The following is a 22032-nucleotide window of genomic DNA, read 5'->3' on the forward strand; positions in this document are numbered from 1 at the left end:
AAAGCGGCGTGAGTATAGGCATACAAGTTTTTGGTAGGCCCCCCGAGAGTCGAACTCGGCACCAACGGATTATGAGTCCGCTGCTCTAACCAGGCATGAGCTAGAGGCCCTTGGTTTTTCAACCGGCTCCGGCCGTATTCACGGCCGGATTTTCACCTTTGCGGCGCGCCTTACTGGCCTTCGAGGAAACTCTTCAGCTTGTCGGCACGGCTCGGATGGCGCAGCTTGCGCAACGCCTTGGCTTCGATCTGGCGGATCCGTTCGCGGGTGACGTCGAACTGCTTGCCGACTTCTTCCAGCGTCTGGTCGGTGCTCATTTCGATACCGAAGCGCATGCGCAAGACTTTCGCCTCGCGCGGAGTCAGCGAGTCTAGCACTTCTTTCACCACGTCGCGCATGGAGCCGTGCAGGGCCGCGTCGGAAGGCGCCAGCGTGGCCGTATCCTCGATGAAATCGCCCAGGTGCGAGTCGTCGTCGTCACCGATGGGCGTTTCCATGGAGATCGGTTCCTTGGCGATCTTCAGGATCTTGCGGATCTTGTCTTCCGGCATGTCCATCTTCTGCGCCAGCGTCGCCGGATCAGGCTCGGCGCCCGTTTCCTGCAGGATCTGGCGGCTGATCCGGTTCATCTTGTTGATCGTCTCGATCATGTGAACCGGGATACGGATGGTCCGCGCCTGGTCGGCGATGGACCGCGTAATGGCCTGGCGGATCCACCACGTCGCATACGTGGAGAACTTGTAGCCGCGTCGGTATTCGAACTTGTCCACGGCCTTCATCAAACCGATGTTGCCTTCCTGGATGAGATCCAGGAACTGCAAACCACGGTTGGTGTACTTCTTGGCGATGGAGATCACCAGACGCAGGTTGGCCTCGGTCATTTCACGCTTGGCCTTGCGGGCCTTGGCTTCGCCGGTGGCCATGCGCTTGTTGACTTCCTTCAGGTCCTTCAGCGGCAGGACGACACGCGACTGCAGGTCGATCAGCTTTTGCTGCAATTCCTGCACGGCCGGCACCTGGCGTTCCAGCGTTTCAGCATACGGATGGCCCGCGGCGACTTCTTCCACCACCCAGTTCAGGTTGGTTTCGTTGCCCGGGAACACCTTGATGAAATGCGAACGCGGCATGCCGGCGCGGTCCACGCAGGTGTGCAGGACGGCGCGTTCCAGCTGGCGCACTTCCTCGACCTGGTTGCGCAGGGTGTCGGCCAGGCGTTCCACCATTTTGGCGGTGAAGCGGATGCCCATCAGTTCATTCTGGATGGCTTCCTGGGCCTTCAGGTAACCGGCGGACCGGTAGCCTTCGTGCTCGTAGGAGGCGCGCATCTTGTCGAAATGCTTGCTCACCTCGTCGAACTTGGCCAGGGCCTTCACGCGCAGGTCTTCCAACTGCTTGCTGCTCATGCCGCCGGCAGGGCCGTCGTCGTTCTCGTCCTCTTCGGCGGTCACACCCGCACCGGCGTATTCCTCGCCGTCTTCCGGGTCGACCAGACCGTCCACCACCTCGTCGATCTGCGCCTGGCTCTCCCGGACACGGGTGACATGCGCCAGGATTTCGTTGATGGTCGTCGGGCAGGCCGAGATGGCCATGACCATGTGCTTCAGGCCATCTTCGATGCGCTTGGCGATTTCGATTTCGCCTTCGCGCGTCAGCAGCTCGACCGATCCCATTTCGCGCATATACATGCGCACCGGGTCGGTGGTGCGGCCGAAATCGGAATCCACCGTGGTGAGAGCGGCCTCGGCCTCGTCCTCGACGTCATCGTCGTTGGACGCGACGGGCGCGTTTTCGCTCATCAACAGGGTTTCCGCGTCGGGCGCCTGGTCATAGACCGCGATGCCCATGTCGCTGAACGTACTGATGATGCCGTCGATGGCTTCCGCGTCGACCAGGTCGTCCGGCAGATGATCGTTGATCTCGCCGTACGTCAGGTAGCCGCGGTCCTTGCCCAGCTTGATGAGCTGCTTGAGCCGATTGCGGCGGGCTTCGTATTCTTCCGGGGTGACGGGACCACGGGCGATCAGATCCTTGGGATCGCCCTTGCCGCGCTTGCCGCCGCGCTTCACAGGCTTCAGTTCAGGCAAGACTTCGCCTTCACCGTCGCCGGCGTCGTCGAAATCGGGATTGTCGTTGTTCTGGTTCTTGGCGGGACGGCCCGGACGACGGCCGCTGGGCACGGGGCCGGGACGGCCGACCAGTTCGGCCAGCTTGTCTTCCGCCTTCTTCGCCTTCGCGGCCGCCTTGGCGACCTTCTCCGGCGTTTCCGCTGCGGCCTTGACCGGCTTTTTCGCCGCGGTCGGCTTCACGGCAGCGGACTTGGGCGCAACCTTGACGGCCGCTTTGGCCGATGTCTTTTCCGCCGCCTTGCTAGCGGCGCGCTTCGCCGTTTTGGCTTCGTCGCCCAATTCAACTGCAGAGGAGGTTTTGCCGATGGATTTGTTCATAGTCGCTTCCGTGGTCGTTGCAGGCCGCCTGGCCCGCCGCACCGCTATCGACGGCCGGAGCTTCTGCCCCGGTCCGAGTCAAGACGCGCACTTTAAAACTGTAGACAGTGTTTTCTGATCGGTCGGTACGCCACGTAAACGATCGGATATCGCGGGAATGGCCCTGAAGGGCGGCGCTGCTGGCCATCGATATGGCACCTTGCAGCATGTCATTTCTACGCGCGATTCTCCGGCACATCTGCCGCAACTTCCTTCCAACCGCCGGCCGACGGTGCGGTACTGCGGGTCCGCCCTGCCGGTCAACTGGTGCTGCTGCTACTCCTTACTGCCTGGCCCGCAAGAGTCCGGGCCACTGCATTTACTGCCCGCCGCGCCCACTGCACCGGACCGCGCCGGCGCGGTCGGCAGCATACGCGGCCATCGGCGTTCGGGCGTGAGGACAGCCACGCGGTAATGCTGTTGCCGCCATGCGCCCGAATTTCCGGATCCGCATGCCGACTTTTTACTTACTTACGATCTTTACTTCGCTTTGCGCCGCCACATGGATCAAGGCGGCTACCTTCCGTATAAACTGTGCCGACGACGTTCCCGTGCATCCGGTATCATCCCTGGCGGGCTGCCGCCCTTAGGCCACTGCCCGACTGCGGGCTCAGTCCACTACGCCCACTACTACGTCTCAGCCCACTACGTCTCAGCCTCAGACCAGTACGTCTTAGACCACTACACGCCATGTAGGTTCTGTGCATACGGCAGCACGGAGCCAGGAAAACCCTTGATTTTAACCCATTGAGCCGGTTCCGGCATGCTTAATTGCTGCGAGACGCCTGGAAAGTTCCTGGTATCGCTCGCGCTCCTGGTCTCCCCGCAGGCCGGATTGCACCAGCTCCGCCATTTCGCCCTTGATGGCATCGAATTCGATTCGATGCAGCGCATCGTCCCATTCCGCCTGGGGATCGGGTAGCTCTTCCTCCCCCAGGAGATCCGCACTCATGCTGCGCAATACCAGTTCGATGTCCGATTCGGGCTCCGCCGCTTCCAGTAGAGCACCCAGGTGCCGGGCGCCGCTGCGCTGAGCCAGTACGATCAAATCTCGGACCATACCCAGATGGGGCCCTCGGTCCAATACTTCAAGCTGTTGGTCGCCCATGGTGTCCACCAATTCCGGATGGGACAGCAGCAATCGCAGCAGACGACGTGCCAGCGTGGGCACCGGCCGCCGAGGCGCGATGACCCCGCCCACGTCGTCCTGTCGGCGTCCCCATTTTCCGTCGCGACCGGACTTCGACCGCCCCCACTTTTCCTTCTGCGGCTTGCCACCACCCCAGGACGGCGGCGGGCCGCCGTCCGGAATCGGGTCGTAGGCGAAGTCGGGAGGGACCTCGGAGTCGTCCGGGACGCCCGTATCCCACGGCGCGGGCACCTCTTGCTGACCGGGGGACGCGGCCGCACCGGGCGCCCGTGCGCTGGAGGCTACCGGCGCCGGAAAAACGACTGCCGCTGGCTGTGCCAGTGCCTGGGCTACCTCTTCCGGCGTGAGCTGCACCAGCTTGCCCAATTCCCGTTCAATCTGCGTCTTCAGCCCGCACGCCGGGACTGCGCCCAGCAAGGGGCGGGCTTCATGCATGCAGGCCGCGCGACCTTCCGCCTCCGCCAGGTTGTGGCGGGAGGCCAGTTCGTCGAGCAGGAAGCGCGACAAGGCGGCGGCCTCCCCCAGGCTGGCGCGGAAGGCCTCTGCTCCGAATTCGCGCACATAGGAGTCGGGATCATGCTCGGCCGGCAGGAACAGGAAGCGCAGGTTGATGTCGTCGCGCAGCACCGGCAGGCAAGCCTGCAGCGCGCGCCAGGCGGCACGCCGGCCCGCCTTGTCGCCGTCGAAGCTGAACACGACACGGTCGCTGGCGCGCAGCAGCTTCTTTACATGATCCGGGGTGGTGGAGGTTCCCAGCGTGGCCACGGCATTGCCGATGCCGAGTTGCGCAAGGCCCACCACGTCCATATAACCTTCGACCACAATGACCTGGCCTTCGGTCCGTATGGCCTGCCGTGCCTCCCACAAGCCGTAGAGCTCCTGCCCCTTGGAGAAGATCGGGGTTTCGGGAGAGTTCAGGTACTTGGGCTCGCCCTTGCCGATGATGCGCCCGCCGAAACCGATCAGCACGCCGCGCCCATTACGGATGGGGAACATGACGCGCTCCCGGAAACGGTCGTAGCGCCGGCCGTCGTCCGCCTCGATGACCAAACCGGCTTCCACCAGCACCGGATCGTCATAGCGGCTGAATACCTGGGCCAGCCCCTGGCGATCGCCGCCGGACCACCCCAGCCCGAAATGACGGGCGACCTCACCTGTAAGGCCACGCTGCTTCAGGTAGCGAATGGCGGGCGCCGAGGCCCGCAACTGCTTCAGGTAGTAGCCCTGGGCCGCTTCCAGCACCTGGGTATGACGGGAGACCTCTTCCTTGCGCCGCGCCGATTCCGCGCGCTGGCGCGGGCTGCGGTCCTCGTCAGGAACCGGCATGCCCGCCGAGCCCGCCAAGGTCCGCACCGCTTCGGGGAAGCTGGCGCCGGTATGTTCCATCAGGAACGTAATGGCGCTGCCGTGGGCCCCACATCCGAAACAGTGATAGAACTGCTTCGTGGGGCTGACCGTGAAGGAAGGACTTTTTTCGTTATGAAAAGGGCACAAGCCAAGTAGATTGGCTCCACCCTTGCGCAGCTGCACGTAACGCCCGACCACATCGACGACGTCGACTCGGGCGAGTAGTTCCTGTATGAATGACTCAGGAATCAATACGATTCAGGAATCAATACAGGCGGGGGGGCAGCTGCTGGCTACGAATCCGTTTGTAGTGGCGCTTCACCGCGGCGGCGTGCTTGCGCTTGCGCTCGGCCGTGGGCTTCTCGTAGAACTCGCGCGAACGCAGTTCGGTCAGAAGACCCGTTTTTTCGATGGTGCGCTTGAAGCGGCGCAGCGCGGCTTCAAACGGTTCGTTTTCCTTCAGGCGAACAATAGGCATAGGCTTCAGTTAGAGAGTTCGGTTCATGGCAATTGCCATGAATCCGTCAAGCCCATGGATAACCGCGCACAAAACACATATGCAACACGCACATATGAGCGCGACGCCCCATGGATCGGTCAGTGGTAACCGGAAATTTTAGCACGGCGGGAATCAACCCGTCGAGCCTTTCCTTGCCCAGGCTTCCAGTTGGTGCGGCCGCAGGCTGTCGTAGTCCTCGAACGGCTGGTGGATCCACGGATTGCTGAGCAGTTTGTCCACGTAATAGTCGGGCGCGACCTTGGCGTGGCCCTTCCACCACAGCACCGCGCTGCGGAGCTCCGTGATGGCGGGAAATTGCTGCCGCAGATGCTCCAACACCCGGTTGAAGGTCAGCCCGGTATCGACCATGTCGTCCACCAGCAGCACGCGCCCCGAGAGGGTGCCCCGCGTAATGGTGATGAACTGGGCGATGTCCAGTTCGCCCTGCTTCGTCCCTGCCGCCTCGCGATAGCTGCTGGTGGCCAATATGCCCAGCGGCACGTCGAAAATGCGCGAAAGAATGTCCCCGACCCGTACGCCGCCCCGCGCCAGGCAGAGAATCTGATCGAACGCCCAACCCGACCGGTACACGCGCAACGCCAGTTGCTCGATAAGGCGGTGGTATTCGTCCCAACTGACCCAGAGGTCTTTATCTGTACTGGGAGGCAAAGTCATGGGACGCCGCTCCTATCCCTTCAGCGGATGCCGGAGCACGATGGTTTCATTGCGGTCCGGGCCGGTAGAAACCAGGTCGATGGGTACTTCGCACACCTGGGCCACGCGTTCCAGGTAGGTACGGGCCGCCGCCGGCAACTTGTCGTAGTCGGTGATGCCGACGGTGGACTCGGACCAGCCCGGCAATTCCTCGAAGACCGGTTCGGCCTTGGCGACCGCGCAGGCGCCGTAAGGCAGCACATCGCGGAATTCGCCATTGACTCGGTACCCGACTCCAAGACGGATGGTTTCCAGTCCGTCCAGCACATCCAGCTTGGTGATGCACAGGCCCGTGATGCCGTTCAAGCGCACGGAACGCTTGAGTGCGGCGCCGTCGAACCAGCCGCAGCGACGCGGCCGGCCCGTGACGGAACCGAATTCCTTGCCGACGTTGGCCAGCCGGGCGCCTATTTCGTCGGCCAGCTCGGTCGGGAACGGGCCGGAACCCACACGGGTGGTATAGGCCTTGGTAATGCCCAGCACATAGTCCAGCGACTGCGGACCGACACCGGCGCCAGCGGAGGCCGCACCTGCCACGCAATTGCTGCTGGTGACGAAGGGATAAGTGCCATGGTCGACGTCCAGCAGCGCTCCCTGTGCGCCTTCGAACAACAGCCGCTTGCCCGCCTTCTGCGCGGCGAAGAGATTGCTCGAAACATCCTGCACCATCGGGGCGATAGCCGGCGCCAGGGCCATGGCCTGGTCGCGCACCTCGTTGGCGGAAACAGCTTCCGCGCCCAGGTATTTGGTCAATACGAAGTTGTGGTAGTCGAGCAGCTCGTCCAGTTTCTGGTCGAACACCTCGGGGTCGAACAGGTCCTGCACACGCAGGGCGCGGCGGCCAACCTTGTCTTCATAGGCCGGGCCGATACCGCGGCCGGTAGTACCGATCTTGGACTCTCCGCGGCGGCTCTCGCGCGCCTGGTCTATGGCGACGTGATACGGCAGGATCAGGGGACAGATTTCGGAGATCTGCAGACGCGAGCGCACATCCAGGCCCGCGGCCTCCAGTTCCTCGATCTCCTTGAGCAGCGCCTCCGGCGACAGCACCACACCGTTGCCGATGTAGCAAGTGACACCGGGATGCATGATGCCCGACGGGATCAGGCGCAGGATGGTCTTCCTGCCATTGATCCACAGCGTGTGACCGGCGTTGTGCCCACCCTGGAACCGAACGACGCCGTGGACGGATTCCGCCAGCCAGTCGACGATCTTGCCTTTGCCTTCGTCACCCCACTGGGTGCCGATGATGACTACGTTCTTGCTCATGATCGAATTGAATGTCGAGTTTCGCGGGAACCCACCGATTCCCAGGCCCTCTCTCGCCGAGAGGGGATGGTTCAAAGTTTGCGCACCGTCCAGCCGCCATCGTGCTGGACCAGTTCGCGGTCGCACACGAATTCGTCCTGGTCGTGTTCGTGGCCCGGCAGGACCTGCACGACGATCTCCCCTGCCTGGCGCAGATCCCGCACTGCGGCGACCAAGGCAGGGTCCCGCCCCCAGGGCGCCCGTACGGCGCGTGAGGGTTCGGCAGGCGGCAGTCCGGCGGCCAGCTTGCGCAGATCCAGGCTGAAGCCGGTCGCCGGCCGGGCACGCCCGAAGGCGCGGCTGACATCGTCGTAGCGACCGCCGCTGACCAGCGCATCGTGCCAGCCCTCGGCGTACAGCGAAAACGTGACACCGGAGTGGTAGCCATAGCCACGCACGTCGGCAAGATCGATGCCGGCGCGCAACTCCGGCAAAGCCTCGAGCAAGGCCTCGAGCGCGTCCAGCGCCTGCGCGATGCCAGGCAAGGCCGGCAGTTCGCGGCGCGCCCGCGCCAGCGTGGCGGCATCGCCATAGAGCGCAGTCAGCGTGCGCAGCGCCTGTATGGTCTCGGCGCGGGGGCCGTCTGCACGCTGGCCGAGGTCGCCCAGCCCGGGCACGTCCTTGTCGCGCAGCAGCGTATGGATTTGTTCGGCATGCGCCGGCCCGGCCGGATCCGAATTGATGATCGCGCGCACCACGCCCGGATGGCAGAGATCCAGCCGCGGGTTGCGCACGCCGGCGGTGGCCATGGTATCCAGGACAAGGCGGATGATTTCGATATCCGCCTCGACGCCCGCGTGCCCGTAGATCTCGGCCCCGATCTGCAACTGCTCGCGGCCGGACAGCAAGTCCGCCGGACGCGCGTGCAACACTGTGCCGCAATAGCACAGGCGGGTAACGCCGGCTCGGTTGAGCAGGTGCGCGTCGATGCGCGATACCTGCGGCGTCATGTCGGCCCTGACTCCGAGGGTGCGCCCGGAAAGCTGGTCGATCAGCTTGCAAGTACGCAGGTCCAGGTCCGTGCCGGTACCGGACAGTAGCGAATCGATGTATTCGACCAAGGGCGGCGCGACCAGCTCGAAACCGTAGGTGCGGTACAGATCGAGCAGTTCGCGGCGCAATTCCTCGATGCGCCGGGCCTCGGCGGGCAGGATGTCCGCCAGGCTCTCGGGCAGCAGCCAGTTGCCCATGATGTTAGTTACCTGATGAAGCCTAATCAAAATACGTGCGCCGTGCCGGAAGGCACCCGGACGCGAACAGCCGAACGTGAATACCCGAACGACAGCCAAACGAAAAGCGGCTGAGGGGCGTAAGCCCGCTCAGCCGCTGCGGAATGTTTTAAAGCTTACGGGGTATTGTACATGGTTCAGGGCTTGCCGCCAGCCCATGCGGCCCCGCGCCGCATGGGTTCCTATTTCCGCGTGTCAGGCGGCGGGCTGCCCGCCGAGGTGCTGCCGGGGATACCGCCCAGCGTGCCGCTGGGCGCGCCCGGCACGCCGACCGAAGACTTGAAGAACTGGAAGAACTCCGAGCTGGGGTCGACCACCAGTACGTCGCCCAGCTTGGCGAACGAGGAACGATAGGCTTCCAGGCTCTTGTAGAAGGTGTAGAAGACCGGATCCTTGCCGTAGGCCTCGGCATAGATGCTGCTGGCGCTGGCGTCGCCCTCACCCATGATGGCCTGGGCCTTGGCATAGGCCGTGGCCATGATTTCCTCGCGCTTCCGATCGGCTTCGGCGCGGATCTTTTCGCCTTCGGCCGCGCCGATGGACCGCAGTTCGTTGGCCACGCGCTTGCGCTCCGCCTCCATGCGGCGATAGACGGACTCGGAAATCTCGGGCGCGAACTCGATGCGGCGCAGCCGCACGTCGACGATCTGCACGCCGAGAGGCGTCGCGCGCTTGGCCACGTTGGTCAGTATTTCCGTCATGACCTTCTCGCGCTCGGCAGATACCACGTCCTTGACAGTCCGCACATTCACGGCGGCGTTCAAGGCATCGCGGATCTGCGCCTGCAGGCGCTCCTGCGCGGCGCGTTCGTTGCCGCCGAAGGTCACGTAGTACAGCCGCGGATCGGCGATACGCCACTTGACGTACGAATCGATCAGCAGGTTCTTCTTTTCCGCGGTCTGGATGCGCTCGGCATCCGTCGACTCGATGGTAAGGATGCGCTTGTCCAGCGTCACGACGTTCTGGAACGGCGGCGGCGCCTTGAAATAAAGGCCCGGCTCGCTGATGACCTTGCGCACTTCGCCCAGCGAGAACACCAGGGCGTAGTCACGCTCGCGCACGATGAAGACGCAGGAAGACAAGGCGGCCAGGACGATGAGTAGTCCGACCAGGATAGGCAGTAAACGTTGCATGATCAGGGCTCCTCCGGTTAGCGCGACAAGCGGTCGCGAGACAGCGTGTTGCTGCCGCTGCCGGTATTGCCGGATGGCTGCCCAGTGGGCCGAGGCGGTTGCGGGATGGTCGGTTGGCTGGCGCCGGGCAGGCTGAGGCTGCCCGGTGCCGGCGGCTTGCCGGCTTCCTGCGCGGCCTGCTGCATGATCTTGTCCAGGGGCAGGTACATGACATTGTTGCCACCCCGGGTGTCGATCATGACCTTGCTGGCACGGGAGAAGATCTCCTCCATGGTTTCCAGATACATGCGCTCGCGCATGACCGCGGGGGCCTTGCGATATTCATTGACGATGCTGGTGAAGCGCGCGGTATTACCCTGCGCGTCGCCGACCACCTTGGCCTTGTAGCCTTCGGCGTCCTCCGTCATGCGGGAGGCCTGGCCGGCCGCCAGCGGCACGACCTGGTTGGCGTAGGCCTCGCCTTCGTTGATCTGGCGTTCGCGATCCTGCCCGGCCTTGACGGCGTCGTCGAACGCGGCCTGCACCTGCTCGGGCGGCTGCACGTTCTGGATGGCCACGGTGCTGACCTGGATGCCCGTGTGGTAGCGATCCAGGATCTGCTGCATCAAGTCCTGGACCTGGGTCGCGACGTTGGTGCGGCCTTCGTACAGCACATAATCCATGGGCTGCTTGCCCACGACCTCGCGCATGGATGTCTCGGCCGCCTGGCGTACGGCCTCGTCCGGATCGCGGGTGCGGAACAGGTAATCGGGCGCGCCGTCCGCGCGCAACCGGTACTGCACCACGAACTGCATGTCGACGATGTTCTCGTCCGTCGTCAGCATGAGCGCTTCCGGCAGGACCTTGTTGCGCGAGCTGCCGCGGAAGCCGACCTCGAATGTGCGCAGTTGGGAAATATTGACGATTTCCTGGTTCTGGATGGGATAAGGCAGACGCCATTGGAAGCCGGCCTGCGCAGTCTTTTCGTACTTGCCGAACTGCGTGACCACGGCGACCTGGCCTTCCTGGACGATGTAGAAGCCGCTGGCCAGCCACAACGCGACCAGGATGACGGCAATCAGGCCCGCGCCGATGCGGGCGTGCCGGCCGCCGGATCCCCCGCCGCCGCCCGTGCCGTCATTGCGGCCACCCTGGTTGCCTTTTCGACCGAACAGCGCCGCGATGCGATTATTGAAGTCGCGCCATACCTCGTCCAGATCGGGAGGGCCATCGCCCCCGCCTTTCGGGCGCCGAGGCGGCTCCGATCCATTTTGATTACCGCGACCCCAACCCGGGTCATTCAGATTGAACAGTTTGGATATTCGACGCATTATTTCCCGCAATCTGACCAGTCTGTGCGATTGCCGCGCGCAACGCATCCAGCCCGGCGCGCTCGGCGGCGCTTACAAACACCCGCGCAATCGTACCATGCGCGTTGTGCTCAACCCTGGGGGGCAATCCCACCAGGTCTATCTTGTTGTAGACCATGATGACGGGGATGTTCCCCGCACCGATCTCGCCGAGAACTTTCTGGACTTCGAGTATCTGTTCGTCGCGTTGCGGGCTGGCGGCGTCGACGACGTGCAGCAGCAGGTCGGCCTGCACGGTTTCTTCGAGGGTCGCGCGGAATGCGGCGATCAGCGTCGGAGGCAGGTCGCGGATGAACCCGACCGTATCGGAGATGACGACCGGACCGGCGCCTTCGATCCAGATCCGGCGCGTGGTGGTGTCCAGCGTTGCGAAGAGTTGGTCCGCAGCGTAGGCGCCGGCCCGCGTCAGCGCGTTGAACAGGCTGGACTTGCCGGCGTTGGTATAGCCCACCAGGGATACGGAAAGCGCACCTCCGCGCGCGCGCGAACGGCGCTGGGTAACGCGTTGGCGCTCGACCCGGTCCAGGCGCTCGCGCAACAGCTTGACGCGCGCGCCGATCATGCGGCGGTCCATTTCCAGCTGCGACTCGCCGGGCCCGCGCATGCCGATACCGCCGCGCTGGCGCTCAAGGTGGGTCCACATACGGGTCAGCCGGGTGGTCAGGTGCTGCAGCTGGGCCAGCTCGACCTGCAGCTTGCCCTCGTGGCTCTTGGCACGCAGCGCGAAGATGTCGAGAATCAGCGCGACACGGTCGACCACGCGCAGGTTGAATTCGCGCTCGAGGTTGCGCTGCTGCGCAGGCGAAAGCGGGTGGTCGAACAGGACGATGTCGACATCATGGGCCTTCGCCAGCAGCACGGCCTCTTCGACCTTGCCGGAACCGATGAAGTATTTGGCGTCCGGACGGTCGCGCCGCGCCAGCAACGTGTCCGCGATTTCGGCGCCGGCGCCGCGCGCGAGCATGGCGAATTCCTGCGCATGCGCTTCGAAATCGGGATTACCCAGATCGACACTGATGATCAGCGCGCGCATGAGGACCTCCCGGCGCGTACCGGCATTCCGGCCGCACAGTGAAAATGCCCGCCGACACGAACGGTGCGGCGGGCACAGGAGCCCAAGAGGCCATGAAGCGGACTGGAACAAGGACCGCCGGGACGGCCGGCAGGACCGCCGCCGGCACGTTGGCCGCAGCGGCCCGTCGAAAGATTATTCAGCAGGAATTTCCACCTGGAAGTTGACCGGACGCGCCGGCACCACGGTTGAGATGGCATGCTTGTAGACCATTTGGGTCACGGTATTGCGCAGCAGCACGACGTATTGGTCGAAGGATTCGATCTGCCCCTGTAGCTTGATTCCGTTGACGAGATAGATGGACACGGGTACGTGATCCTTGCGTAGCGTGTTCAAAAACGGATCTTGCAGAGTTTGCCCTTTATTGCTCATTGGCCAGGCTCCATGGTGTTGTTTTGATTGGTGGCAGACGCCGAAATCTGTACTCTACAGGGTTTTCCCGGGCGGTGCCACTCAATGATGTGACGCGAAATGACACCAAAAGTTCACGCCAGAATTCACACCAAAATCGTGCGCAGCGCGCGCACCAGGGTGTCGCATTCGGCCGCGGTTCCCACCGAAATCCGCAGAAATTGCGCGATGCGCGGATGGCTGAAATGGCGCACGATGATGCCTTGCTCCCGCAGTGCAGCAGCCAATGCCGCGGCGTCGCGGGCGGGGTGCCTGGCCAGCACGAAGTTGGCGGCGGAAGGCAGTACGTCGAAGCCCAGCGTACCGAGCGATGCGGCCAACGCCTCGCGCGTCTGCACGACGGCCGAACGCGTGAATTCGAAGTAGGCCTCGTCCTCGATGGCGGCCGTCGCGCCGATGGCGGCGAGCCGGTCGACGGGGTAGGAATTGAAGCTGTTCTTGACCCGCTCCAGGCCTTCGATGAGTGCAGCGCTGCCCATCGCAAAGCCCACGCGCAGCCCGGCCAGCGAGCGCGACTTCGACAAGGTATGAACGACGAGCAGGTTCTCGTACCGATCGATCAACGGCACCGCGGACTCGGCGCCGAAGTCCACATAGGCTTCATCGACGACCACGACGGCGTCGGGATTCGCCGCCACGATGCGCTCGATATCGGCGCGGGGCAAGGCGCGGCCGGTCGGCGCGTTGGGGTTGGGAAACAGGATCGCGCCGGCCGGCGACCGTGCGCCGGGCAGGTAATCCCGCACATCGATGCGGAAGTCTTCCGTGAGCGGGACGACTTCGTAGGGTACGCCGTACAAGCCGCAATAGACCGGATAGAAACTGTAGGTGATGTCCGGAAAACGCAAGGGCGCATCGTGCTTGAGCAAGGCCTGGAAGGCGATGGCCAGCACCTCGTCGGAACCGTTGCCCACGAAAACCTGCGGCAGCGCGATGCCAAAGCGCCTGGCGATCGCCTGGCGCAGGACATCGGAACCCGGATCGGGATACAGGCGCAAGGTGTCGTCGCAAGCCTCCCTCAGCGCTGCCAGCGCCTTGGGCGAAGGCCCGAAGGGATTTTCATTGGTGTTGAGCTTGACCAGATTGGCCAGCTTGGGCTGCTCCCCCGGCACATAGGGGCTGAGCCCGGCGACCACGGGACTCCAATAGCGGCTCATCCGTCGCTCCTTGCTGCTTATTTGTCTTGAACGTAGGGATTGTGCGAGGACTTGAACTCGATGCGCAGCGGCGTACCGGCCAGGTCGAACGCATTGCGGAAACGCGTCTCCAGATAGCGGCGGTACGAATCCGGGATCGCGTCCAGGGCGTTGCCGTGGACGATGACCAGCGGAGGATTCTGGCCGCCCTGGTGCGCGTAGCGCATCTTGGGCCGGAATATGCCCTTGCGGGGTGGCGGCTGCTGCTCGACCGCGGCCTGCAGCTCACGCGTCAGCTTGGGCGTGGACAACTTGGCGAATGCGGCTGCATGGGCACTGTTGACCGACTTCAGCAGGTTCTTGACGCCGGCGCCCTTCAGCGCCGAAATGGTGTGCATGCGCGCGAAGGAGAGGAAACGCAGCTTGCGTTCAAATTCGCGCTGGATGCGTTCGCGCTGCTCGGCATCCAGGCCATCCCATTTGTTGATAGCGACGACAACCGCGCGTCCGGTTTCCAGCACGAAACCCGCGATGTGGGCATCCTGCTCGGAGATTTCCGTCTGCGCGTCCAGCATGAGCAGGACCACATTGCTGGCCTCGATGGCCTGCAAGGTCTTGATGACGGAGAACTTTTCGACCGCCTCGAAGACCTTGCCGCGCTTGCGCAGCCCCGCCGTATCGATCAGGGTGTAGCGCTTGCCCTCGCGCTCGAAGTCGATCTCGATGGCGTCCCGCGTCGTCCCCGGGAGATCGAACGCGATGACGCGCTCTTCGCCCAGCAAGGTGTTGATGAGCGTGGATTTGCCGACGTTGGGGCGGCCGACGATAGCGAGCTTGATGCGATGGTCGGGCGGGGGCGCCTCGAATTTGCCTTCCGGCAGGGCGCCGTCGGCGCTTGCCTCCAATACGTCGATGTCGTCGTCAGCCGCTTCGGGTTCGCGGTCGACCAGCCCGTCCAGCGCCTGCTCGATCAGGTCGACGATGCCGTCGCCATGCGCCGCGGAGATCGGCCATGGCTGGCCCAGCCCGAGCTCATGGAAATCGGTGGCCGCCGCCATGCCCCTTCCCTCGGCCTTGTTGACCGCCAGCAGGACCCGTTGCTGCCCCGACCGGCGCAACAGGTCGGCGATTTCGTGGTCGTGCGCATTGACGCCGGCGCGGCCGTCCACCAGGAAAATGACGACGTCGGCCTCGGCGATCGCCTGGCGCGTCTGGCGTGCCATTTCGCGCAGAATGCCGTCCTTGGCGACCGGCTCGAACCCGCCGGTGTCGATGACGATGAAGGGGTAGTCCCCCACCCTGCCCTCGCCGTAATGGCGATCGCGCGTCAGGCCGGAAAAATCGGCGACCAGGGCCGCGCGCGACCGCGTCAGGCGATTGAAAAGGGTGGACTTCCCGACATTGGGACGACCGACCAGGGCAACGACAGGCTTGAAGGACACGGATGAAAGACTTGTAAAGTTCAGTTGGTACCGATCATGACCAGATTGCCGTTGCCGGTCTGGACGAGCACGCCCTGGGACGTGGTTTGCAGCGGCGACACGATTGCGCCGCCCCCCACGGACAGGCGGGCCAGGAGCTGGCCGTCGCTGCGCGAGAGGAAATGCACGTAGCCATCATAGTCGCCGACCGCGACAGCCTGCGCCAACGCGACCGGTGCGGTCAGGTGACGGTTGCGCAGGGCATCCTGTTTCCACAGGTTCGTGCCGTCGCGCAGCCCGAAGGCGTAAACCACGCTGTGCTGGTCCGGCGCATAGACGGCGGTTTCGTCCGCGGCCAGCCCGACCACGCCCGAGAAGTCCTTGGCCCATACCGTCCGGCCGCCCTGGGACACGTCGAAGCACACGATACGGCCTTGATAGGCGACGGCGCACATCAGGGAGCCGACGATGCGCGGCGCGCCGACCACATCGTTCAGGCGTTCGAGGTCGCTGCCGCCCTTGGGCGTGGCAACCGTGCCTTCCCACTGCACGTTGCCGGAGTCCGAATTGATGGCCATCATCTTGCCGCCGGGCAGGCCGGCGATGACGAGGCCTTCGGCCATGACCATCTGCGAGGTGGTGCGCAGGGCCAGGGCGGGACCGGGGCGCTGCACGCTCCAGACACGGTCGCCGCTGCGGGCGTCGAAGGCGGTGATGCGGTAGTCGCCGGTACGGACGATGACCAGTCCATTGCCGACCAGGGGCGGGTCGCTGACTTCGCTGCTGGCGCGAACCTTCCACTTTTGCTTGCCGCTGTCATCGAAGGCGATCACGTCGCCGCCGTTGCTGGCGACGACCGTCGTGGTGCCATCGCTGCCGGCACCGGCGGTGAGGTCGGCCTTGGCGTCGGTACGCCACAGCGCGCGTCCGCTCAGAAGGTCGTACTTGCCCACGGTCCCGTCAGGCGCGGCGGCATAGATGGCATCGCCGACCACGGTCGGGAAGAAGCCCAGCCCGCCGCCGCTGCCGACCGAAACCGACCAGGACTGGCGCACCGACATGCCGGGCTTGTAGTCGGTCAGCGGGGCGGGGTCGTACCGCGTATCGCTCTTGGAGAACAGCGAGCATGCGCCCAGGCTCAACAGTGCCGCGACGCAGGTGGCCACGACTAAGGGGCGACGGAAAGCAAACATGGACATCTGGATCAGGCTCCGCTCAAGGCATCGAGTTTCAAGCGCACGACCGGCGTCAAGGCGTTGGCCGTTCCCAGGCCGTCGATGGCGCTTTGCCATGCCGCACGGGCTTCCTGGACCTTGCCCTGGGCGGCCAGGATGTCGCCCCGGCGATCGGCGAACAACGCGGCGAAGGCCGGCGGGGGATCCTGCAATTGGGCCAGGGCGGCGTCGTATTGCTTCTGGTCCAGCAACAGCCCCGCCAAGCGCAGTTTCGCCACCGGCCGCAAGGCCGGCTGCTTGGGTTGCGCGGCCAGCCATTCCAGCTGTTCGCGCGCGCCCTGCAGGTCGTTCTGGGCCTGCAATGCCTGCGCCGCGACCAGCACGCCACGCGCGGCATAGCCGGTATTGGGATAGTCCTGGCGCAGGGTGCCCGCGGCCGCCTTGATGCGCGCCGCCCCATCGGCGCCCCCCAGGCGCGTGGCGTCCTCCAGGGCTTCGAAATAGCCCATCGCCTGCCGGCTGACGTGGCCACGATAGGCCTGCCATCCGGTCCAGCCGCCCCACGCCAGCACGGCGACGGCGACGACAATGGCGACCAGCATGCCGTAGCGGGCCCACCAGGCCCTCAATGCGTCGAGTTTTTCCTGCTCTTCAAGATCGTATGCCATGCTCACCTATCCTGCCGCACCAACATTTTTGGAATACCGCGAAAAACCGCCGCGCCGCCTCACTGCGGCTGGCGCACGAACTGCGCCAGCTGTGCCAGCGGCACCTGTTCCTGGCCCGCGCCATCGGCCGTGCCACGCAGCGGCTTGACCCCCGCCGTCGCGCTGGCCACCTCGTCGGCGCCAAGGATAACCGCTACGCGGGCGCCACTGGCATCCGCACGCTTGAATTGCGATTTGAAGCTGGCCGCGCCGGCGTGGACGATAACGGAAAGGCCGGCATCGCGCAGTTGCTCCCCCACTTTGGCGGCCAGCCGCTGCGCATCGTCGCCCTGGTGCACGATGTAGATCTCGCATTCCGGCACCGCCGCGGGCGGAGCCGTCTGGTCCCATAGATCCAGCAGCCGTTCCATGCCGATGGCAAACCCGACCGCCGGCGCCGGCTTGCCGCCCAAAAGCTCGATCAGGCCGTCGTACCGGCCGCCGCCGCATACCGTGCCCTGGGCGCCGAGGCGGTCGGTGACCCACTCGAAGACCGTCAGGTTGTAGTAGTCCAGTCCACGGACCAGGCGCGGATTGAGCCGATAACCGATGCCGGCATCGTCCAGCCGCTGGCGCACGCCATCGAAGTGCGCGCGGGATTCATCCCCCAGGAAATCGAACAGGCGCGGCGCGCTGTCGGCCATGGCCTGCATGGCCGGGTTCTTGGTGTCGAGCACGCGCAGCGGATTGCTGTACATCCGGCGCAGCCCGTCCTCGTCCAGCACGTCGCGATGCCGCTCCAGGTGCTCGATGAGGGCCGCGCGGTGCGCGGCGCGTTCGGCGGGCTGGCCCAGCGAATTCAGTTCCAGCCGGACATCGGTCAGGCCCAGCAGTTTCCACAGGCGCGCCAGCATGACGATCAGCTCCGCGTCGACGTCGGGCCCGGTGAATCCCAGCGCCTCGACGTCGATCTGGTGGAACTGGCGGTAGCGGCCGCGCTGCGGGCGCTCGTGCCGGAACACCGGCCCCAGCGAATACACGCGGTGCGGGCGGTCGTACAGCAGATTGTGCTCGATAGAGGCGCGCACGATGCCGGCCGTCATTTCGGGCCGCATGGTCAGTGATTCGCCGTTCAGCGCGTCCGTGAAGGTGTACATCTCCTTCTCGACGATATCGGTGACCTCGCCGATGCCGCGCGCGAACAGACGCGTGTGCTCCAGCACGGGCGTGCGGACATTGCGGTAGCCGTAGGCGTGCAGCCAGTTTCGTACGATCTCCTCGAACTGCTCCCAACGCGCGCCCACGCCGGGCAGGACATCGTTCATGCCGCGGATGGCGGCGACTTTCTGGAAACCTTGCGTCATGTCATGAGGCGCGCCGGAGCAGAGCCGCCGGTTCGCGCCGTACCTTTGGTTTTATTGTGAGACAGGCGCGCCGTACCGGCGCGCGACATAATTTTCGACGATCGCCTGGAACTCTTCGGCAATGTGATCGCCCTTGAGCGTGACCGTGCGTTCGCCATCGATGAATACGGGCGCCGCCGGCACCTCGCCGGTGCCGGGCAGGCTGATCCCGATGTCGGCGTGGCGGCTTTCGCCTGGCCCGTTCACCACACATCCCATGACAGCGACATTCATGGACTCGACGCCGGGATAGCGCCCGCGCCATATCGGCATCTGCCGGCGCAGATAGGACTGGATGCTGTCGGCCAGTTCCTGGAATACGGTGCTGCTGGTGCGGCCGCATCCCGGGCAGGCAACCACCATGGGCGTAAATGCCCGCAACCCCATGCTTTGCAGGATCTCCTGCGCCACGATCACTTCCCGGCTGCGGTCGCCGCCGGGCTCGGGGGTGAGCGAGATGCGAATGGTGTCGCCGATGCCTTCCTGCAACAGCACCGCCAGCGCCGCCGTCGACGCCACGATGCCCTTGCTGCCCATCCCGGCCTCGGTCAGGCCCAGGTGCAGGGGGTAGTCGCAACGCGCGGCCAGATCGCGATAGACCGCGATCAAATCCTGTACATGGCTGACCTTGCAGGACAGGATGATCTTGTCGCCGGGCAGGCCCAGTTCCTCGGCACGCCGGGCGTTGCTGATGGCGGAGACGACCAGTGCGTCGCGCATCACGGCCTGGGCTTCCCAGGGCGACGCGCGGCGGCTGTTCTCGTCCATCTTGCGCGCCATGAGTTCGTGGTCCAGGCTGCCCCAGTTCACGCCGATGCGCACCGGCTTGTCGTGACGGCAGGCGACTTCGATCATCTGCGCAAAATTGTCGTCACGCTTCTTGCCGCCGCCCATATTGCCCGGGTTGATACGGTACTTGGACAAGGCCTGGGCGCATTCCGGAAACTGGGTCAGCAGCTTGTGGCCGTTGTAGTGGAAGTCGCCCACCAGCGGCGTCGCCACGCCCATGCGATCCAGTTGTTCGCGGATGGCGGCGACCTCGCGCGCGGCCTCCGGCGTGTTCACCGTGATGCGCACCAGCTCGGAACCGGCCTGGGCCAGCTCGCGCACCTGGATGGCCGTGGCGATCGCGTCCGCGGTGTCCGTGTTGGTCATCGACTGCACGACCACGGGGGCATCGCCGCCGATGGTGACGGCACGCGAACCCCATTGGACGCGTACCGCGCGTGTCGAATGGCGCGGCGCCGCCCCTACCGGAGGCGGCGCTTGATCCTGGCAGGGCGGAGGCGATTCTTGCATGGCGAAGAAGCTACGAAAGCGGGAAGATGGATGGACGTAAGCGTCCGAAAATAGCCGGTACGCGACGAGCCCGGCGTCATTGCCCCGAGCGCGTGAGCCAACCCGGCATCCAGTGCGTGGGCAGCCAGCCTTGCCAGAACCCGTAGGCCACGGCCGCTGCGAGCACCAGCAGGATGACGATCAGCCAGCCCCACGAAGACGAACTGCGTTCCTCTTCCGTCGGCATGGCGCCTCGCGGCGCGTGCAGGCTGCCCTGGGTCAGGCGCGCCGGCGCGGCGGCACGCATATGCGGTTCGAGAGACGCGATGATGGCTTCGGGGTCGGCGCCCAGCAGCCGGGCATAGCTGCGGATCAGGCCGCGCAGCGAGATGCCGGTGGGCAGGTCGGACCAGCGCTCGTCCTCGAGCGCTTCGATCTGGCGCGGCGCGAATTTGATGCGTCCGGCGACTTCGTCCAGCGACCAGCCTTTGCTGACCCGCAATGCCCGCAGCGCGCCGCCCACGCCCCGCTCGCTGGCTGGATCCAGACCAGGATGCGAGGAAACGGGCGTAGCGGGAGTCTCGGTCATGCGTGCACCTGCTTGATGGGGATGGCCTGCCGCTGTGCGGCGATACGCTCGGTAATCCGGGTGCGATCGCGCACCTCACCGGCCAACTGGCCGCAGGCCGCATCGATGTCATCGCCACGGGTCTTGCGCACCGTGGTGATAACGCCGGCGTCCATCAGGCGTTGCGCGAAGATCCGCACACGTGCCGAAGGAGAGCGCTTCAGGCCGGATTGGGGAAACGGATTGAAGGGAATCAGATTGATCTTGCATCGAACCTGCGCGGCGATGCGGATCAGTTCCCGCGCATGCTCGTCGGCGTCATTGACGCCATCGAGCATGACGTATTCAAAGGTGATGAAGTCCCTCGGCGCGTGCGCCAGGTAGCGATTGCAGGCCGCCAGCAGCTCGGCGAGCGGATACTTGCGGTTCAGCGGCACGAGTTCGTCGCGCAAGGCGTCGTTGGGCGCGTGCAGCGAGACGGCCAGCGCCACCGGACAATCCTGCGCCAGGCGGTCCATCATGGGAACCACGCCCGATGTCGAGACCGTCACCCGGCGGCGCGACAGCCCGTAGGCGTTGTCGTCCAGCATGAGCCGCAACGAGGTCAGCACCTGGTCGTAGTTGAGCAGCGGTTCGCCCATGCCCATCATGACGACGTTGCTGATGACACGGCTGTCCGGTTGCACCGCACCGCCCGCCCCGGCAGCCGGCAGGCGTGCGCTGGCCAGGTCTGCTTCGAGCACCTTGCGGGCCCACCACAGCTGGCCGATGATTTCGCTGGCGTGCAGGTTGCGGTTGAAACCCTGGTGACCGGTCGAACAGAAACGGCAGGCCACCGTGCAGCCGGCCTGGCTGGAAATGCACAGCGTGCCGCGGTCGTCCTCCGGGATGAAGACGGTTTCGATGGCATTGCCCTGGCCGACGTCGAACAGCCACTTGCGTGTGCCGTCGGCAGACTTCTGCTCGGTGACCACCGCGGGCGCCTGGACCACGCATTCCTGCGCCAGTTGCCCGCGGAAATCGCGGGCCAGGTCGGTCATGGCGTCGAACGTGTCGGCGCCGCGCTGGTGAACCCAGCGCTGCAGTTGCCGCGCGCGGAAAGGCTTGCCGCCCCACCGCCCCACCAGGGCGGTCAGCTCGGCGCCATCCAGGCCCAGCAGATTGACACGTTCGATCTCGTTCATGACGCTCGCGTGGTGCCGCGATCAGCGGCTGTGGATATTGATTTCCGGGAAGAAGAAAGCGATTTCGACGGCGGCCGTTTCAGGCGCGTCGGAGCCGTGCACCGCATTGGCGTCGATGCTGTCGGCGAAATCCGCACGGATCGTGCCGGCCTCGGCCTTCTTGGGATCAGTGGCGCCCATCAGGTCGCGGTTCTTCTGGATGGCGCCTTCGCCTTCCAACACTTGCACGAACACCGGACCGGAGACCATGAAGTCGACCAGGTCCTTGAAGAACGGACGAGCCTTGTGCACGGCGTAGAAGCGCTCTGCGTCGGCGCGCGACAATTGCTGCATGCGCGCAGCGATTACCTTCAGGCCGGCCTGCTCGAAACGGGCCACGATCTGGCCGATGACGTTCTTCGCCACGGCGTCGGGCTTGATGATCGAGAGGGTGCGTTCGATGGACATGAAAACTCCAATAAAAACAGGGACTTCTAACAGGTTTACAGTAACCGGGCATTCTAGCACGCCGCGATTCGCCGCTAC

Annotated in this window: 19 protein-coding genes and 1 tRNA gene; all 20 read right to left on the minus strand. The window is 64.8% G+C overall.

Annotated features, from left to right (window positions below):
• Positions 1-31: 31 nt before the first annotated feature.
• The 20 genes from BAU07_RS17295 to ndk all read right to left on the minus strand — a co-directional run bounded on the left by BAU07_RS17295 (position 32) and on the right by ndk (position 21954).
• Positions 32-110 (minus strand) — tRNA-Ile (locus BAU07_RS17295).
• A gap of 60 nt (positions 111-170) precedes the next feature.
• On the minus strand, positions 171-2444 hold the full coding sequence (rpoD, locus tag BAU07_RS17300; protein ID WP_066660019.1) for an RNA polymerase sigma factor RpoD: 2274 nt from the start codon (positions 2442-2444) through the stop codon (positions 171-173).
• A 778-nt stretch (positions 2445-3222) separates the two neighbouring features.
• On the minus strand, positions 3223-5232 hold the full coding sequence (gene dnaG, locus BAU07_RS17305; protein WP_066660023.1) for a DNA primase: 2010 nt from the start codon (positions 5230-5232) through the stop codon (positions 3223-3225).
• A 13-nt stretch (positions 5233-5245) separates the two neighbouring features.
• Positions 5246-5458 (minus strand): 30S ribosomal protein S21, encoded by a 213-nt coding sequence (gene rpsU, locus BAU07_RS17310; protein ID WP_006218592.1) that lies wholly within the window; start codon positions 5456-5458, stop codon positions 5246-5248.
• Between the two features lie 153 nt (positions 5459-5611).
• Positions 5612-6154, minus strand: coding sequence for a phosphoribosyltransferase (locus tag BAU07_RS17315; protein ID WP_066660026.1), 543 nt, complete (start codon positions 6152-6154; stop codon positions 5612-5614).
• A 12-nt stretch (positions 6155-6166) separates the two neighbouring features.
• Positions 6167-7462: an adenylosuccinate synthase gene (locus tag BAU07_RS17320; protein ID WP_066660029.1), complete on the minus strand. Its 1296-nt coding sequence runs from the start codon at positions 7460-7462 to the stop codon at positions 6167-6169.
• A 71-nt stretch (positions 7463-7533) separates the two neighbouring features.
• Positions 7534-8691: an ATP phosphoribosyltransferase regulatory subunit gene (locus BAU07_RS17325; RefSeq protein WP_066660031.1), complete on the minus strand. Its 1158-nt coding sequence runs from the start codon at positions 8689-8691 to the stop codon at positions 7534-7536.
• Positions 8692-8912: 221 nt separating this feature from the next.
• Complete coding sequence (gene hflC / locus BAU07_RS17330; RefSeq protein ID WP_066660037.1) at positions 8913-9863, minus strand: protease modulator HflC; 951 nt, start codon at positions 9861-9863, stop codon at positions 8913-8915.
• 17 nt (positions 9864-9880) lie between these two features.
• A complete protein-coding gene (gene hflK / locus BAU07_RS17335) occupies positions 9881-11173 on the minus strand; it encodes an FtsH protease activity modulator HflK (protein ID WP_066660040.1) in 1293 nt (430 codons plus the stop codon).
• On the minus strand, positions 11139-12245 hold the full coding sequence (hflX, locus tag BAU07_RS17340; RefSeq protein ID WP_066660049.1) for a GTPase HflX: 1107 nt from the start codon (positions 12243-12245) through the stop codon (positions 11139-11141). The genes hflK and hflX overlap by 35 nt, the downstream gene beginning before the upstream one ends.
• A gap of 174 nt (positions 12246-12419) precedes the next feature.
• Complete coding sequence (gene hfq / locus BAU07_RS17345; protein WP_057652584.1) at positions 12420-12656, minus strand: RNA chaperone Hfq; 237 nt, start codon at positions 12654-12656, stop codon at positions 12420-12422.
• Positions 12657-12781: 125 nt separating this feature from the next.
• Positions 12782-13852, minus strand: coding sequence for a histidinol-phosphate transaminase (gene hisC, locus BAU07_RS17350; RefSeq protein ID WP_066660059.1), 1071 nt, complete (start codon positions 13850-13852; stop codon positions 12782-12784).
• Between the two features lie 17 nt (positions 13853-13869).
• On the minus strand, positions 13870-15273 hold the full coding sequence (gene der, locus BAU07_RS17355; RefSeq protein WP_066660073.1) for a ribosome biogenesis GTPase Der: 1404 nt from the start codon (positions 15271-15273) through the stop codon (positions 13870-13872).
• A 20-nt stretch (positions 15274-15293) separates the two neighbouring features.
• Positions 15294-16451: an outer membrane protein assembly factor BamB gene (bamB, locus tag BAU07_RS17360; RefSeq protein ID WP_066660078.1), complete on the minus strand. Its 1158-nt coding sequence runs from the start codon at positions 16449-16451 to the stop codon at positions 15294-15296.
• Positions 16452-16456: 5 nt separating this feature from the next.
• A complete protein-coding gene (locus tag BAU07_RS17365; RefSeq protein WP_066660079.1) occupies positions 16457-17095 on the minus strand; it encodes a YfgM family protein in 639 nt (212 codons plus the stop codon).
• A gap of 59 nt (positions 17096-17154) precedes the next feature.
• Entirely contained in the window at positions 17155-18438 is a 1284-nt protein-coding gene (gene hisS, locus BAU07_RS17370) for a histidine--tRNA ligase (protein WP_066660081.1), read from the minus strand.
• A gap of 51 nt (positions 18439-18489) precedes the next feature.
• On the minus strand, positions 18490-19776 hold the full coding sequence (gene ispG, locus BAU07_RS17375; protein ID WP_066660084.1) for a flavodoxin-dependent (E)-4-hydroxy-3-methylbut-2-enyl-diphosphate synthase: 1287 nt from the start codon (positions 19774-19776) through the stop codon (positions 18490-18492).
• A 76-nt stretch (positions 19777-19852) separates the two neighbouring features.
• Complete coding sequence (locus BAU07_RS17380; protein WP_066660086.1) at positions 19853-20344, minus strand: helix-turn-helix domain-containing protein; 492 nt, start codon at positions 20342-20344, stop codon at positions 19853-19855.
• Positions 20341-21507 (minus strand): dual-specificity RNA methyltransferase RlmN, encoded by a 1167-nt coding sequence (gene rlmN, locus BAU07_RS17385; protein ID WP_066660087.1) that lies wholly within the window; start codon positions 21505-21507, stop codon positions 20341-20343. Before rlmN ends, BAU07_RS17380 begins: the two co-directional genes overlap by 4 nt.
• A gap of 21 nt (positions 21508-21528) precedes the next feature.
• Entirely contained in the window at positions 21529-21954 is a 426-nt protein-coding gene (gene ndk / locus BAU07_RS17390; RefSeq protein ID WP_066660088.1) for a nucleoside-diphosphate kinase, read from the minus strand.
• Between the last annotated feature and the right edge of the window lie 78 nt (positions 21955-22032).

It is taken from the genome of Bordetella flabilis, assembly GCF_001676725.1.
GTDB lineage: Bacteria > Pseudomonadota > Gammaproteobacteria > Burkholderiales > Burkholderiaceae_B > Bordetella_C > Bordetella_C flabilis.